Here is a 14,568-nt window from a genome sequence, read left to right on the forward strand (position 1 = left end):
GAGGCGCACCATGAAACGCACGGCGCCGATCGCCGTCCTCGCGCTCCTGATCGGCCTGCTCACCGCCACCCCGGCGGGGGCCGACCTGCAACATCCGCGCCAGGCGTTCCTGCGTGACTCGGTCGCCGGCCTCTTCCTGCACTGGGGCGAGCGGACCTCGCCGCAGCACACCAGTTGCAGCGCGTGGGAGGCCGACGTCACCAACGGCGGGTGGACCCCGGCCTACTGGGTGAACGAGGCCAAGAAGCTGCACGCCCAGTACATCGTGCTGGCCACCTTCCACAGCAGGCTCGGGTACGCGCGGCCGTACCCGTCGCAGATCCCCGGCTCCTGCCGCACCACGCGGGACTTCCTCGGCGAGCTCATCGACGCCGCCGACGCGCAGGGCCTGAAGGTCATCCACTACATGACCGACGACCCGCAGTGGCACAACGAGGGGCTGTCGTCGGGCTCGTGGCTCAACTCCTCGGCCTTCTCGAGCCACGTCGGGCGCACCGTGGACCTGACCACCCGCGACGGCTTCGGCGAGTTCAGCTACCTGCAGTTCTTCGAGCAGATGCAGCGCTATCCGAAGCTGGCCGGGTTCTGGATCGACAACGACAACGCCTACTGGGAGCGCAACAACCTCTACGCCAAGATCTACCAGCAGCGCCCCGACATGACGATCTCGAACAACAACGAAGACACGCCGATCATGGACATGATCAGCAACGAGCAGAAGACCGGCATGACGCCGTCGTACGACTACCCGCAGGCGATCTACACGGCGCTGCCCCGCCTGATCGAGGCCGACTTCAAGCTCCCCACCAGTGGCCCCTGGTGGTACGGCGGCTCCGACCAGGCCGTGGACCGCAAGCTCATGTCGATGATCTACGGCCGGTACGCGCACGGCGCGTGGACTCTCGACCGTGGCGAGAACCTGCTCGACGGCGGTGCCCCCTTCTACGACACCTACGAGTGCGCCGACGGACGGCACGTCGCCGTGGGCGCCATCGAAGCGGGGTTCTTCGCCAAGCTCGTGGACGTCCTCGGCGTCGCCGGCTCGGTCGACCTCGCCGCCCAGCGGGACCCGAGCACCTGGCCGGCCATGCGGGAGCTCTTCGCGAAGGCGTTCATGACCGCTACGCGCGAGGAGTGGGCGGAGCGGTTCGCCGGCGCCGACGCCTGCGTCACGCCGGTGCTCACCATGGACGAGGTCGTCGCGCACCCCCACAACGCCGCCCGCGAGAGCTTCTTCACCGACTCCGAGGGCGCCATCCATCCGGCGCCCGCGCCCCGGTTCGCCGGCACCCCCTGCGAGAGGCCGGCGCCCGCGCCGGTCCCCGGCCGGGACACCCGCGCGATCCTGTCGGAGCTGGGACATACTTCGGAGGACATCGACAGCCTGCTGGCGGAGGGGGCCGTGCGGTGAGCGCGTACTGGCCGGAGGGGCTGCCGGCCTCGCTCGACTACCCCGAGCTGACCGTGGGGGAGCTGCTCACCGTCGCGGCAGAGCTGTACGGCGACCGCACGGCCGTCGTCGACGGAGCGGAGCGGCTGACCTTCGCCCAGTTGCGCGAGCACGCCGCCGCGTTCGCCCACGGCGTGCGGGACGCCGGCGTCGGCGAAGGTGACGTCGTCCTCCTGCACCTGTCCAACAGCATGTGGTTCCTGGTCGGCTATTACGGGGCGCTGCTCGCCGGGGCGACCGTGTCGCCGGCCAACCCGTTGCAGCCTGCGCCGGGCCTGCGCGCCCAACTCCTCGACACCGGCGCGGCCCTCGCCGTCAGCCATCCCGCCCACGTGGCCACGCTGCGCGAGGCCGCCGCCGGCGCGGCCGTGCGGACGATCGTGACCGTACCGCCGAGCGCGTGCGCGCCGTCCGCCGGGCATCCCGAGACGGGGACGTCCTTCGCGGAATTCGTCGCGGGCCGGCCCGCCGCCGCCCCGAAGACCGCCGCCGCCCCGGACGACGTGGCCCACCTCGCCTACACGGGCGGCACCACCGGGGTCCCGAAGGGCGTGCGGGTCCTGCACCGCAACGTGGTCGCCAACGTCACCCAGATGACCGCCTGGCGCGCCGCCCACCTCGTCACCGCCGATCACCGGCTCCGCCCGATCCCCGGCGTGCCCGAGGCGGGAGTGCGGCCCGGGAACGCGGTCACGGTCCTCGTGTCACCCCTGTTCCACGCGCATGCGCTCATCAACATGAACTTCCTGCTGCTGTGCGGGACCACCATCGTGCTCACCGGGCGGTTCTCTCCCGAGCTGCTGCTGACGGAGATCGAGCGCCACCGCGCCACGTACGTCACCGGCAGCCCGGCCATGTGGCACGCGGTGCTGGACAGCCCCGGCCTGGACGGCCGCGACCTCTCCGCGGTCCAGGTGATCTCCTCCGGAGCCGCCCCGATGGACCCAGCCACGCTCCGCGCGCTCGGCACGGCCTTCCCCAACGCGATGATCAGCGAGGGGTACGGGCTGACCGAGGCGACGTGCCTGGTGGCCGCCGCGCCCCTGCTGCGCAGCGCCAGGCGCAAAACCGGGAGCGTCGGCCTGCCCATCTTCGACACCGCCGTGGAGGTCCGCCCGGTCACCGGAGAGGCGGTCGCGCTCGGCCCGAACGAGGCCGGCGAGCTGTGGGTGCGCGGCCCCCAGGTCACCGGCGGCTACCTGAACCAGCCGGAAGCGAGCGCCGAGCAGTTCGCCGGCGGCTGGCTGCGCACCGGAGACATCGGGTACGTCGACGAGGACGGTTTCCTCTTCATCGCCGACCGCGCCAAGGACATGCTGATCTACAAGGGCTACAACGTCTATCCGCGCGAGCTGGAAGACATCCTGCACGGCCATCCCGGCGTGGCCGCGGCGGCGGTCGTCGCCCGGTCCGTCCCGCGCGCCGGGGAGGAGCCGGTCGCCTTCGTCGTGCCGCGGCCCGGCGCGCTCCTCGACCCCGGGGAGGTCATGGCCTACGTCGCCGAACGCGTCCTGCCGTACAAGAAGATCCGCACCGTCCACGTCGTCGACGCGCTGCCCACCTCTGCCGCCGGGAAGGTCCTCAAGGCCGAACTGCGCGCCCGGCTCGCGTGAACCACCCACGACCCCCCTTCAGGAGACCGCAAGTGGAGACCGAAGCGTTCCAGGAAGTGCTCGCCGCCGTGCGCACCTTCGTGCGCAAGGAGGTCGTGCCGGCCGAAGACGTCATCGAGCAGACCGACGAGATTCCCGACGCCATCCGCGCGAAGGCGGCCGACATGGGGCTCTTCGGCTTCGCGCTGCCCGAGGAGTACGGCGGCCTCGGGTTCTCGATGACCGAGGACGTCCAGCTCGCGATGGAGCTCGGCTACACCACGCCGGCCTTCCGCTCGATGCTCGGCACCAACAACGGCATCGCCGGCCAGGTGCTGGTGAACTTCGGCACCGACGAGCAGAAGCGGCGCCACCTGCCGGACCTCGCCGCCGGGGCCAAGATCGCCTCGTTCGCGCTGACCGAGTCGGAAGCGGGCTCGGACCCGAGCGGGTTGCGGACCCGCGCGGTCCGCGTCGAGGGCGGTTATCGGATCACCGGACAGAAGCGGTTCATCACCAACGCGGACCGGGCCGACCTGTTCATGGTCTTCGCCAGGACGAACGCCGACACCGAGGGCACCAAGGGCATATCCGTCTTCGCGGTCGAGTCCGGGGCCACCGGGCTCAGCGTCGGCCCCAAGGACGAGAAGATGGGGCAGCGTGGCGCGCACACCGCGGAGGTCTTTTTCGACGACGTTCTCGTGCCGGAGTCCGCGCTGATCGGCGGGGTCGAGGGCGAGGGCTTCGCGGCCGCCATGCGCTCGCTGGCACGCGGCCGGCTGCACATCGCGGCGGTCTGCGTCGGGCTCGCGCAGCGGCTCGTCGAGGAGAGCGTCAACCACGCCGCGGCGAGCCGGCAGGGCGGCCGTCCCATCGCGGAGTTCCAGCAGGTGCAGGCGATGCTCGCGGACTCGCAGACCGATGCCATGGCGGGCCGGGCGATGGTGCTGGACGCGGCGAGGGCGTACGACGACGGCGGCGACCGCCGCATGACGCCGTCGTGCGCGAAGCTCTTCTGCTCCGAGATGGTGTGCCGGGTGGCCGACCGCGCCGTCCAGATCCACGGCGGCATGGGCTACATGCGGACGGTCCCGGTCGAGCGGTTCTACCGTGACGCCCGCCTGTTCCGGCTGTACGAGGGCACCAGCGAGGTGCAGAAGGTCATCATCGCCAAGCAACTGCTCAGGGGGGCGGGTCGTTGACCGACCGCGCGCGGCCGCTGCGCGGCATGCGGATCATCGAGCTGTCGAGCTACGTGGCGACCCCGCTGAGCGGGATGACCCTCGCTCAGCTCGGCGCCGACGTGATCCGGGTCGAGCCGATCGGCGGCGCCGTCGACCGCACCCGCTGGCCGCTCGCCGAGAGCGGGACGAGCCTCTACTGGTCGGGGCTGAACAAGGGCAAGCGCGCCATCGAGGTGGACCTGTCCTCCGAGCGGGGACGCCGGCTCGTCGCCGATCTGGTCGTCAGCGGCGGAGAGCGCGGCGGGATCGTGATCAGCAACTCCGAGCGCTACCCCGAGCTGACCTTCGAGACGTTGCGCGCGCGCCGCGCCGATGTGATCTGCGTGCTGCTGACCGGCCGCCGGGACGGCGGGGCCGCGGTGGACTACACCGTCCAGGCGGCGACCGGGTTCCCCCTGCTGACCGGCCCCTCGCACGTGGCGCACCCGGTGAACAACGTGGTGCCCGCCTGGGACGTGGCCGCCGGACTCTACCTGGCGGTCGGGCTGCTGGCCGCCGAACGGCACCGCCTGCTGACGGGCGAGGGGCAGCAGGTGCGGGTCGCCCTGGAGGACGTCGCCCTGGCGACCGCCGGCAACCTCGGCTACCTCGCCGAAGCGCAACTGGGCGGCACGCTCCGGGAACGCGACGGCAACCACGTCTACGGCACCTTCGGCCGTGACTTCGCCACCGCCGACGGCGAGCACCTGATGATCGTGGCGCTCACCGCCAGGCACTGGCGGGACCTGCTGGCCGCGACCGGTCTCACCGGCGTGGTCTCGGCGCTGGCCGCCGCGCTCGGGGCGGACTTCGACGAGGAGTCGCAGCGGTATCGGCACCGCAAAGTGCTCGGCGAGCTGCTCGCCGGCTGGTTCGCGACCCGTACCCGCGCCGAGGCGGAGGCGGCCCTGCGCGCCACCCGCGTGCTGTGGTCGGCGTACCGGAGCTTCGCCGGCCTCGTCGCCGGCCTGCCGGAGCATCCGCTGATGGGACGGATCGACCAGCCCGGGGCCGGCGAGCATTGGGCGCCGGGCTCCCCCGTGGTGATGGACGGGGAGCAGTCGCCTCCGGCGGCGTCGCCGCCGGTGGGCGGGCACACCGGCGAGGTGCTGCGGGCCGAGCTCGGCCTGTCCGCGGCGGACCTCGCGGCGCTGCGGGAGAAGGGTGTGGTCCGCACGCGCCCCGACGGGCAGGACACGGAATGACGAACGGAAGAAGCTGATCATCCATGGCACTACTCGCCGACAAGACCGCGGTCATCACCGGCGGCGCCCAGGGCATTGGGCTCGCCATCGCGGAGGTCTTCGTGACGGAGGGCGCGCGGGTCGTCCTCGGTGACCTGAACCTGGAGGCCGCCGAGGCGGCGGCCAAGGACCTCGGCGGCCCCGCGGTGGCCCGGGCGGCGCGCTGCGACGTCACCGATTCCGCCGACGTGGACGCCTTGGTCCAGACGGCGCTGGAGGCCTTCGGCTCGCTGGACGTCATGGTCAACAACGCCGGGATCACCCGCGACGCGACCATGCGGACGATGACCGAGGAACAGTTCGACCAGGTCATCGACGTGCACCTCAAAGGCACCTGGAACGGCACGCGCAAGGCGGCCGCGATCATGCGCGAGCAGAAGAGCGGCGCGATCGTGAACATCTCGTCGCTGTCGGGGAAGGTCGGCATGGTCGGCCAGACCAACTACTCCGCCGCCAAGGCCGGCATCGTCGGCCTGTCCAAGGCCGCCGCCAAGGAGCTGGCGCACCACGGCGTGCGGGTCAACGTCATCCAGCCGGGCCTGATCCGGTCGGCCATGACCGAGGCGATGCCGCAGCGGGTGTGGGAGCAGAAGCTGGCCGAGATCCCGATGCAGCGCGCCGGCGAGGTGCGCGAGGTCGCCGGCGTCGCGCTGTTCCTGGCCTCCGGCCTGTCCTCCTACATGACCGGCACCGTGCTGGAAGTGACCGGCGGAAGGTTCATGTGAGCTGGACACCGCACACCGTCACCAGCACCGAGACGGTCGATCCCCATCCCGTGGCGGCGCTGTCGGCCCTGTTCGACGACGGCACGCCCGCGCTCGGCCCGGGAGACGCCCTGCCACCGCTGTGGCACTGGCTCGCCCTGGCCCGCTGGCCCCGTTCGGCCGCGCTCGGCGCGGACGGCCATCCGAAGCGCGGGTCGTTCCTGCCTCCGGTGGAGCTGCCCCGGCGCATGTTCGCGGGCGGCGAGATCGTCTTCCACGCCCCGCTCACGGTGGGCGGCACGGTACGCCGCGAGGCGTGCGTGGAGTCGGTCACCGAGAAGACGGGCCGCTCCGGCCGGCTGGTCGTGGTGGTCGTCGCCACCAGGCTCTACGACGACGACCGGCTCGCGATCGAGGAGCGGCAGGACCTCATCTACCGGGAGGCCGGCGCCGTCGCCGCCGCGGACGTCCCGCCCGAGCCGGCGGCCCTCGCCGGCGCCCCCTTCACCCGGGCAGGAGAGTGGTCGTGGAATCTGGCCACGGACCCGGCCCTGTTGATGCGGTTCAGCGCGGCGACGTCGAACCCGCACCGCATCCACTACGACTGGCCGTACGCCACCCGCGTCGAGGGCTATCCCGGCCTGGTGGTGCATGGTCCCCTGATGACCCTCGCCCTGGCGGAGGTGCTGCGCCTGGAGAGCCACGGCGCGCCGGTCCGGAGCCTGCGCCACAGGAACCGCAAGCCCCTGTTCTGCGGCCAGGCCGCGCGGCTGCGGCGGATCGAGGACGCCGCGCCGCTCACCCTGGGCCTGTTCGGCCCGGACCTCGAGCCCTGCAGCACCTTGACGATCGAGCAGGAAGGCACCGGCCATGCGTGAAGCGGTCATCTGCGAGCCCGTCCGCACCCCGATAGGCCGCTACGGCGGGATGTTCAAAAGCCTGACGGCGGTCGACCTCGGGGTGACCGCGCTCAAGGGCCTGCTCGACCGGACCGGCATCGCGCCGGAGGCGATCGAGGACGTCATCCTCGGCCACTGCAACGCCACCGGCGAGGCGCCCGCGATCGGCCGGGTCGTCGCCCTCGACGCCGGCCTGCCGGTCAGCGTCCCCGGCCTGCACCTCGACCGCCGGTGCGGCTCCGGCCTGCAAGCCGTCCTCTACGCCGCCATGCAGGTGCAGACGGGCGCCCACGAGGTGGTGGTCGCGGGCGGCGTCGAGAGCATGAGCAACGCCGCGTTCTACTCGGTCGACATGCGGTGGGGCGCGAAGAACGGCATCGCGCTGCACGACGGCCTGGCCCGCGCCCGGGTGACGGCGGGCGGCAGGAGCCATCCCGTCCCCGGCGGCATGCTGGAGACGGCCGAGAACCTGCGCCGCGCGTACGCGATCCCGCGCGCGGAACAGGACGAGCTGGCCCTGCTGTCCCACCAGCGGGCGGTCAGGGCCCAGGCCGGCGGGATCCTGGCCGAAGAGATCATCCCGACTCCCGTCAAGGGCACTCTGGCCGACACCGACGAGCACCCGCGCCCCGGCACCTCCCTGGAGTCGCTGAGCGCGCTCAAGCCGCTCCTGCTCGACTCCGATCCGGAGGCGACGGTCACCGCCGGCAACGCCAGCGGGCAGAACGACGCGGCCGCCATGTGCCTCGTCACCACGCCCGAGCGGGCCGCGCGGCTCGGCCTGCGACCGCTGGTCCGTCTCGTGTCGTGGGCCGTGGCCGGAGTCGAGCCGGAGACCATGGGCATCGGACCGGTCCCCGCCACCGCGGCCGCCCTGGACCGCGCCGGCCTGTCCCTTGACGACATGGACCTCATCGAGCTGAACGAGGCGTTCGCGGCCCAGGCGCTGGCGGTCATGAGGGAGTGGAAGTTCGGCGAGAAGGACCTGGAGCGGACGAACGTCCATGGCTCCGGCATCTCGCTCGGCCATCCGGTCGGGGCGACCGGCGTGCGGATGCTCGCGACGCTGTCCCGGGAGCTGCACCGGCGCGAAGCCCGGTACGGCCTGGAGACCATGTGCATCGGCGGCGGCCAGGGGCTGGCCGCGGTCTTCGAGCGGGTGACGGCATGACCGCGCGCGTCTTCACGTCCCTGGAAGAGGTGGAGAAAGCCCTCGGCGAGCCGATCGGGCCCAGCGACTGGCTGGTCGTGGACCAGGAGCGCATCGACGTCTTCGCCGACGCCACCGGGGACCGCCAATGGATCCACGTCGACGTCGAACGGGCCGCGTCCGGGCCGTTCGGGGGCACCATCGCGCACGGATACCTGACCCTGTCGCTGATCCCCCACTTCGGCCGGCAGCTCTTCCGCCTGGACTTCGGCCGGGCGCGCATCAACTACGGCCTCAACAGGGCGCGCTTCCCCGCCCCCGTGCCCGCCGGGTCGCGCCTGCGGGCCCAGGCCACCCTCGTCGACCTGCGGCGGACCGATGCGGGCGGCGCTCTCACGACGCGCTACACCATCGAGATCGACGGGGGACGGAAACCCGCCTGCGTCGCCGAAACCATCACCCTCCTTCTCCAAACCTGAGGACTTCGGATGGACGACAATCTCGCCCGCGCCACGGCCGTCGTCGAACTGCTGCGAGCCGTGATCGACAAGGCCGCGCACTCGGCGGACCAGGACCAGACCGTGGCCTACGACGTGGCGTCGATGTCGTCGGCGGTCGCGGCGGCCGTCGAGCTCCTCGACCACGACGCGGACCTGGCGCTGCTGTACGCCGCCGACGTCGCCGCGGACCTGGCCGGCCGCCTGACCGGCAGGGAGTCCCAGTGGGGCGTCGACAGGACGGCTCTGGACGGCATCGCCGGCGACGTCGCCGCCGGGCGGGACCCGGCCTTCCTGGAACGCGTCGCCGAGCGCGTACTGGCCACCCGGGAGGCGGGGCCGCGGGGCCTGTCCGAGGACCTGGAGCTGGTCCGCTCCGCCGTCCGCCAGTTCGCCGCCGACCGCATCATCCCCGCGGCGGACCGGATCCACCGGGACGACGAGGACATCCCCGCCGACATCATCGACGGACTCGCGGACATGGGCTGCTTCGGGCTGTCCATCCCGGACGCGTACGGCGGCACCGACGATCTGCTGAGCATGGTGGTGGTGACCGAGGAGCTCTCCCGGGCCTCCCTCGGCGCCGCCGGCTCGCTCATCACGCGCCCAGAGATCATCGGCACCGCGATCTCCCGCGGCGGCACCGAGGAGCAGAAGCGGCGCTGGCTGCCGGCCATCGCCTCGGGGGAGCGGCTGTGCGCGGTCGCGGTGACCGAGCCGGACCACGGGTCGGACGTGGGCGCGATCACCACCAGCGCCGTCCGGGACGGCGACGACTGGATGCTGACCGGCGTCAAGACCTGGTGCACCTTCGCCGGTCGCGCCCACTACCTCCTGGTCCTCGCCCGGACGGACCCGGACCGGGCGGCCGGCCACCGGGGTCTGTCGCTCTTCGTCGTGGAGAAACCGTCCTTCTCCGGCCACGAATGGAGCCTCACCCAGGAGGGCGGCGGGACGGCCGAGGGGCGGGCCATCCGCACCCTCGGCTATCGGGGCATGCACTCGTTCGAGGTCCGCCTCGACCGATGGCGCGTCCCCGCGGCCGCCCTGATCGGCCTGGACGACGGCCTCGGCCGCGGGTTCTACCTGCAGATGCAGGCGTTCGCCAACGCGCGGCTGCAGACCGCGGCCCGCGCCGTCGGGGTCATGCAGGCGGCGCTCGAACTCGCCGTGGACTACGCGCGGCAGCGTACGGTCTTCCGCCGGCCGCTCGCCGACCACCAGCTGACCCGCGCCAAGATCGCCAGGATGGCCGCGCTGATCGCCGCCTGCCGGGCCTTCGCGTTCGCGGCGGCGCGGGCGGTGACGGCCGGCGACGGCCAGCTGGAGGCCGCGCAGGTCAAGCAACTCGCCTGCCGGGCGGCCGAATGGGTCACCAGGGAAGCCCAGCAGCTGCACGGCGGCTACGGGTACGCGGAGGAATACAGCATCTCGCGGCTGTTCGTCGACGCCCGGGTGCTGTCCATCTTCGAGGGCGCCGACGAAGTCCTCGCCCTGCGCGTCATCGCCCCCCGGCTGGCGAAGCGCTGACGGCGCCCCGCGCCTGCTGTCGCAACTCGTGCTTGCGCACCTTGCCGCTCGCGTTGCGCGGCAGCGCGGCCACGACGGACAGCAGGCGCGGGCACTTGTACGCGGCCAGCCGCTCCCGGCACCATCGCGTGATCTCCTCCGCCGTGGGCGGATCGGCGGGGTTTGCCGGCACCACGATGGCCAGCGGCGTCTCGCCCCACTTGTCGTGCGGCGCGCCGACCACGGCCACCTCGGCCACCTTGGGGTGGGCGGCCACAACGTCCTCCACCTCGACGCAGTAGATGTTCTCGCCACCCGAAATGATCATGTCTTTGAGGCGGTCGACGACGTAGATGTAGCCTTCGTCGTCCTGCCGCACCAGGTCGCCGGAGTGGAACCAGCCGCCCTCGAACGCCTCGGCGGTCTCGGCGGGCTTGTTCCAGTATTCGCGCATCACGCACGGGCCCCGGTAGACGATCTCACCGACCTGGCCGCGCGGGACGTCGGCGCCGTCCGCGTCGACGATGCGCACCTCCACGTTGAGCATCGGCGTGCCGACCGAGCCGATCTTCCGCAGCGCGTCCCGGCCCTGCAGGATCGTGGCGACGGCCGCGGTCTCGGTCTGCCCGAACGACGTGGTGATGTTGGCGTGGCCGAACAGCTCGATCATCCGGCGCAGCAGCGTCGTCGAGGCCGGCGAGGCCCCCCAAGTGATCACCCGCAGGGCGGAGAGGTCCCGGTCGGCGATGCCGGGCAGGTCGCAGATCGCTTGCCACTGCGACGGCACGAAGAAGCACGAGCTGATCCGCTCGCGCTCGAGCAGGTCCACGACATGGGCCGGGTCGAAGGCGGCGGAGCGGCCGAGCACCGTCCGCCCGCCGACGAAGAGACAGGTCAGCAGGGCCGCCACTCCGGCGATGTGGAACAGCGGCGTGGCGAGCAGCCAGGTCCGCGCGTCCGGCGGCAGCCCGGTGTGGACGAGCTTGCTGACGGTCTGGATCATCAGGTTGTTGTGCGTGAGCACCGCGCCCTTGGGGCGGCCCGTCGTGCCCGACGTGTACATGATGAACGCGGCGGAGTCCGGGTCCACCGCCATAGGCTCGCGGCCGGGCGGCGCGGACCGCAGCGCCCGCTCGTACGCCTCGGCGCCCTCGGGAAGGTCGTCCTCGGCCCCGATGACCAGGCACGCGCGTACCGAGGCGAGTCCGGCGCGGGCCTTGTTCAGGACCGGCACGAGCCGGTCGGCCACGATGACGAGCACCGCGCCGCTGTCGGCGAGCTGGTAGGCGATCTCGTCGGCGACCAGCCGGAAGTTGAGCGGCACGCAGATGGCGCCGATCCGGGCGCACGCGAAGTACGCCTCCACCATCTCCGGTCCGTTGTGCGCCAGCACCACGACCCGGTCGCCCGGCCCGGCCCCGCGCTCGGCGAACGCGCCGGCCAGCTGGGAGACCCGCTCGTCGAGCTGCCGGTAGGTGCTGTGGACACCGTCGAACGTCAACGCCACCGCGTCCGGCGTCACGCGCGCGTGCCGCGCGAGCTGGTCGCTGATCGTCATGCCCGCGTACGCGGCGAGAGGAGTCGTCATCACTGGTCCCGCCAGATCGGCGCGCGCTTCTCGGCGAAGGCGCGGGCGCCCTCCTGCGCGTCGGCGGACGCCGACACCACCGCCCATACCTCCCGCTGCGCCGCGAACGCCTCCGTATCGGTGTAGTCCACCGACGACGAGAGGATCTGCTTGGACGCGCGCACCGCGAACGGCGCGTTGGCGGCGATCCGGGCGGCCAGCGCCCGCGCTCCTTCGAGCGCGCCGCCCGGCTCGGTGAGCACGTTGACCAGCCCGTACGCGTGCGCCGCCGGTGCCGGGAGCGGGTCGCCGGTCAGCACCAGCTCCATGGCCAGGTGGTACGGCAGCGCCTTGGCCACCCGCAACAGGCCGCCGCCCACCGCGATCAGGCCCCGCTTGACCTCGGGCAGGCCGAACACGGCGTCCCGGGCCGCGACCACGAGGTCGGCGGCGAGCGCCAGCTCGCAGCCGCCGGCGACGGCCGCCCCCTCGACCGCCGCGATCAGCGGTTTGGCCGGAGGGCGCTCGGTGATGCCGGCGAAGCCGCGACCCGGCAGCGCGGGCTTCTCGCCGCGCGTGAACGCCTTCAGGTCCATGCCGGCGCAGAACGTGCCGCCCGCCCCGGTCAGGATCCCGACGAGCAGGTCGGGACGGGACTCGAACTCGTCGATCGCGGCGGCGAGTGCCTTCGTCGCCTCCAGGTCCACCGCATTGCGCGCCGCGGGCCGGTTGATGGTCATGACCGCGACGCCGTCGGCGAACTCGGTCAGCACTGTGCTCACTCCGGAACTCCCTTCGGGGTGTGGCAGCCGGCCGGCCTCACAGGCCGACGGACTTGGCGATGATGCTCTTCATGACCTCGCTGGTGCCGCCGTAGATGCGGGTGACCCTGGCGTCGGCGTACATGCGGGCGATCGGATACTCCAGCACGTATCCGTAGCCGCCGTGCAGCTGGAGGCACTTGTCGACGACGCGCGACTGCGACTCGGTGCAGAAGAGCTTGACCTTGGCCGCGTCGGCCGCGCTCAGCCCGCCGGCGTCGTGCTCCTCCAGCGCGCGGTCGACCAGCGCCTGACCCGCCTCCACGTCGGTCGCGCACTCGGCGAGCACGAACTTGGTGTTCTGAAAGCCGGACAGGGGCTGGCCGAAGACGTTCCGCTCCCTCACGTACCCGAGGGTGAGCTCCAGCGCCGCCGCCGCGGCCGCCTGCGCGTTCACCGCGATGGACAGCCGCTCCTGCGCGAGGTTGTGCCCGAGGTAGTCGAACGCCCGGCCCTCCTCGCCGAGGAGGTTCGCGGCCGGCACGCGGACGTCCTCGAAGGACAGCTCGGCGGTGTCCTGCGCCTTCAGGCCGATCTTCTCCAGGTTGCGGCCCACCGAGAAGCCGGCCGAGGCCGCCTCGACGACGAGGATGCTGAGGCCGGCCCGCCGGTTGCCCGACGGCGGGGACGTGCGGGCGACGACGAGCACCAGGTCGGCGTTGACAGCGCCGGTGATGAAGGTCTTGGCTCCGTTGAGGAGGTAATGGTCACCGTCGAGCGCTGCGGTCGTGGCGATGCCGGCCAGGTCGGAGCCCGTGCCCGGCTCGGTCATCGCGATCGCGGTCATCAGCTCCCCGGAGGCCACTCCGGGCAGCCAGCGCCGCTTCTGCTCGTCGTCGGCGTAGCGCAGCAGGTACGGCAGCACGATGTCGGTGTGCACCCGTATCGGGCCGAGGGCCATCTTTGCGTGCGCCAGTTCCTCGTTCACCACGGCGTTGAACTTGAAACTGCGCTGGCCGCCGCCTCCGTACTCCTCCGGGACCTGGAGACCGAGGATGCCCAGCTTGCCCAGCAGCCGGTAGAAGTCGCGGGGCGCCGCGCCCGCCTTCTCCCACTCCGGAAAGACCGGGGCGACCTCGCGGGCGAGGAAGTCGCGGACGGTGGCTCGGAACGTCTCGTGGTCCTCGTCGAAGACGGTGCGTCGCATCACTTCTCCTCTGGGCGCCCAGCTTATCGAACGATCGTTAAGTATGGAAAGGTGGAGCCCCGCCGGCCGTGGCGTCACTAGCTCTTGGCGGTGCGGTGCTCCGCCAGCGTGAGCGACAGATGGACGTAGCGCTCCACCAGGTCGGTGACGCTCAGGTCGCCGGACGGCTGATACCACTGGGCGACCGCGTTGCACATCGCCAGGATCGCCCGCTGCGCCTCATCGGGGTACGGCGTGGCGAAGACGCCGCGCGCCACGCCGTCGTCGATGATCTCCCGCAGCAGCTTGGGCAGCGCGTCGCGCCGCTCGACGAACCGCTGCAGCCGCTCCGGCTCCAGGTGGCGCAGCTCCCGCAGGGCGAGCAGGCTGTCGACCTGGCGTCGTATCCGGTATTCCACCGTGGCCCGCACGAAGGCGCCCAGCCGCGCCGCCGGGTCGTCCCCGGCGGCGGTCATCGCCGTCTGGCAGCTGGTGAAGCAGTCCGCGAGCGCGTCCTCCAGCAGCGCGTGGAGCAGCTCCTGCTTACCGTCGTGGTAGTAGTAGAGCGCCGACAGGCTCACTCCCGCGCTCTTGGCGATGTCCCGGATCGACGCGGCGTGATAGCCGCGCTCGGCGAAGATGTCGCGAGCCGACCGCATGATCGCGGCAAGCCCATTGCCCCTGGTCACCACCGGAGGCTGTTGTTCCGCCGCATCGGCCGTGCCGCGTTTCGCCATTACCACATCCTAAGCCACGTCATCGAATAGTTGATCTTTCCGGCCGGCG

Annotated in this window: 13 protein-coding genes; 9 read left to right on the forward strand and 4 right to left on the reverse strand. The window is 72.0% G+C overall.

All coding sequences use genetic code 11. The features are described 5' to 3' along the window. Positions 1–10: 10 nt before the first annotated feature. The 9 genes from ACTMTI_RS31090 to ACTMTI_RS31130 are packed head-to-tail and all read left to right on the forward strand — an operon-like array spanning position 11 to position 10,289. A complete protein-coding gene (locus tag ACTMTI_RS31090) occupies positions 11–1,411 on the forward strand; it encodes a CoA transferase (RefSeq protein ID WP_441124179.1) in 1,401 nt (466 codons plus the stop codon). Further along, positions 1,408–3,063, forward strand: coding sequence for a class I adenylate-forming enzyme family protein (locus ACTMTI_RS31095; protein WP_441124180.1), 1,656 nt, complete (start codon positions 1,408–1,410; stop codon positions 3,061–3,063). Before ACTMTI_RS31090 ends, ACTMTI_RS31095 begins: the two co-directional genes overlap by 4 nt. Positions 3,064–3,095: 32 nt before the next feature. Further along, complete coding sequence (locus ACTMTI_RS31100; RefSeq protein ID WP_441124181.1) at positions 3,096–4,244, forward strand: acyl-CoA dehydrogenase family protein; 1,149 nt, start codon at positions 3,096–3,098, stop codon at positions 4,242–4,244. Continuing rightward, positions 4,241–5,470 (forward strand): CoA transferase, encoded by a 1,230-nt coding sequence (locus ACTMTI_RS31105; RefSeq protein ID WP_441124182.1) that lies wholly within the window; start codon positions 4,241–4,243, stop codon positions 5,468–5,470. The genes ACTMTI_RS31100 and ACTMTI_RS31105 overlap by 4 nt, the downstream gene beginning before the upstream one ends. 23 nt (positions 5,471–5,493) lie before the next feature. Beyond that, the gene (gene fabG, locus ACTMTI_RS31110) at positions 5,494–6,234 is read left to right on the forward strand and encodes a 3-oxoacyl-ACP reductase FabG (RefSeq protein WP_441124183.1); all 741 of its coding nucleotides are present in this window, start codon (positions 5,494–5,496) and stop codon (positions 6,232–6,234) included. Beyond that, positions 6,231–7,091 (forward strand): FAS1-like dehydratase domain-containing protein, encoded by an 861-nt coding sequence (locus ACTMTI_RS31115; RefSeq protein WP_441124184.1) that lies wholly within the window; start codon positions 6,231–6,233, stop codon positions 7,089–7,091. Before fabG ends, ACTMTI_RS31115 begins: the two co-directional genes overlap by 4 nt. After that, positions 7,084–8,283 (forward strand): acetyl-CoA C-acetyltransferase, encoded by a 1,200-nt coding sequence (locus tag ACTMTI_RS31120; RefSeq protein WP_441124185.1) that lies wholly within the window; start codon positions 7,084–7,086, stop codon positions 8,281–8,283. Before ACTMTI_RS31115 ends, ACTMTI_RS31120 begins: the two co-directional genes overlap by 8 nt. Further along, positions 8,280–8,741 (forward strand): MaoC family dehydratase, encoded by a 462-nt coding sequence (locus ACTMTI_RS31125; protein WP_441124186.1) that lies wholly within the window; start codon positions 8,280–8,282, stop codon positions 8,739–8,741. Before ACTMTI_RS31120 ends, ACTMTI_RS31125 begins: the two co-directional genes overlap by 4 nt. Before the next feature lie 9 nt (positions 8,742–8,750). Beyond that, positions 8,751–10,289 carry an acyl-CoA dehydrogenase family protein gene (locus ACTMTI_RS31130; protein ID WP_441124187.1) on the forward strand — a complete coding sequence of 513 codons (1,539 nt, stop codon included), beginning with the start codon at positions 8,751–8,753 and terminating at the stop codon, positions 10,287–10,289. Here ACTMTI_RS31130 and ACTMTI_RS31135 read toward each other — a convergent pair. The 4 genes from ACTMTI_RS31135 to ACTMTI_RS31150 all read right to left on the reverse strand — a co-directional run bounded on the left by ACTMTI_RS31135 (position 10,261) and on the right by ACTMTI_RS31150 (position 14,519). After that, positions 10,261–11,856 (reverse strand): long-chain-fatty-acid--CoA ligase, encoded by a 1,596-nt coding sequence (locus ACTMTI_RS31135; RefSeq protein ID WP_441124188.1) that lies wholly within the window; start codon positions 11,854–11,856, stop codon positions 10,261–10,263. The two genes, ACTMTI_RS31130 and ACTMTI_RS31135, sit on opposite strands and share 29 nt — an antisense overlap. Beyond that, on the reverse strand, positions 11,856–12,617 hold the full coding sequence (locus tag ACTMTI_RS31140) for a crotonase/enoyl-CoA hydratase family protein (RefSeq protein ID WP_441124189.1): 762 nt from the start codon (positions 12,615–12,617) through the stop codon (positions 11,856–11,858). Before ACTMTI_RS31140 ends, ACTMTI_RS31135 begins: the two co-directional genes overlap by 1 nt. A gap of 37 nt (positions 12,618–12,654) precedes the next feature. Beyond that, positions 12,655–13,803, reverse strand: coding sequence for an acyl-CoA dehydrogenase family protein (locus tag ACTMTI_RS31145; protein WP_441124190.1), 1,149 nt, complete (start codon positions 13,801–13,803; stop codon positions 12,655–12,657). Positions 13,804–13,880: 77 nt separating this feature from the next. Next, positions 13,881–14,519, reverse strand: coding sequence for a TetR/AcrR family transcriptional regulator (locus ACTMTI_RS31150; RefSeq protein ID WP_441124191.1), 639 nt, complete (start codon positions 14,517–14,519; stop codon positions 13,881–13,883). Positions 14,520–14,568: the final 49 nt, after the last annotated feature.

Origin of the sequence: Nonomuraea sp. H19, from assembly GCF_052068215.1 — a bacterium.
Classification (GTDB): domain Bacteria; phylum Actinomycetota; class Actinomycetes; order Streptosporangiales; family Streptosporangiaceae; genus Nonomuraea.

Excerpts from the sequence above, each read along its gene's own strand:
- ACTMTI_RS31150 (WP_441124191.1), bottom strand. The coding sequence starts at position 14,519 with ATGGCGAAACGCGGCACGGCCGATGCGGCGGAACAACAGCCTCCGGTG.
- ACTMTI_RS31130 (WP_441124187.1), top strand. The coding sequence starts at position 8,751 with ATGGACGACAATCTCGCCCGCGCCACGGCCGTCGTCGAACTGCTGCGA.
- ACTMTI_RS31135 (WP_441124188.1), bottom strand. The coding sequence starts at position 11,856 with ATGACGACTCCTCTCGCCGCGTACGCGGGCATGACGATCAGCGACCAG.
- ACTMTI_RS31145 (WP_441124190.1), bottom strand. The coding sequence starts at position 13,803 with ATGCGACGCACCGTCTTCGACGAGGACCACGAGACGTTCCGAGCCACC.
- ACTMTI_RS31120 (WP_441124185.1), top strand. The coding sequence starts at position 7,084 with ATGCGTGAAGCGGTCATCTGCGAGCCCGTCCGCACCCCGATAGGCCGC.
- ACTMTI_RS31090 (WP_441124179.1), top strand. The coding sequence starts at position 11 with ATGAAACGCACGGCGCCGATCGCCGTCCTCGCGCTCCTGATCGGCCTG.
- fabG (WP_441124183.1), top strand. The coding sequence starts at position 5,494 with ATGGCACTACTCGCCGACAAGACCGCGGTCATCACCGGCGGCGCCCAG.
- ACTMTI_RS31125 (WP_441124186.1), top strand. The coding sequence starts at position 8,280 with ATGACCGCGCGCGTCTTCACGTCCCTGGAAGAGGTGGAGAAAGCCCTC.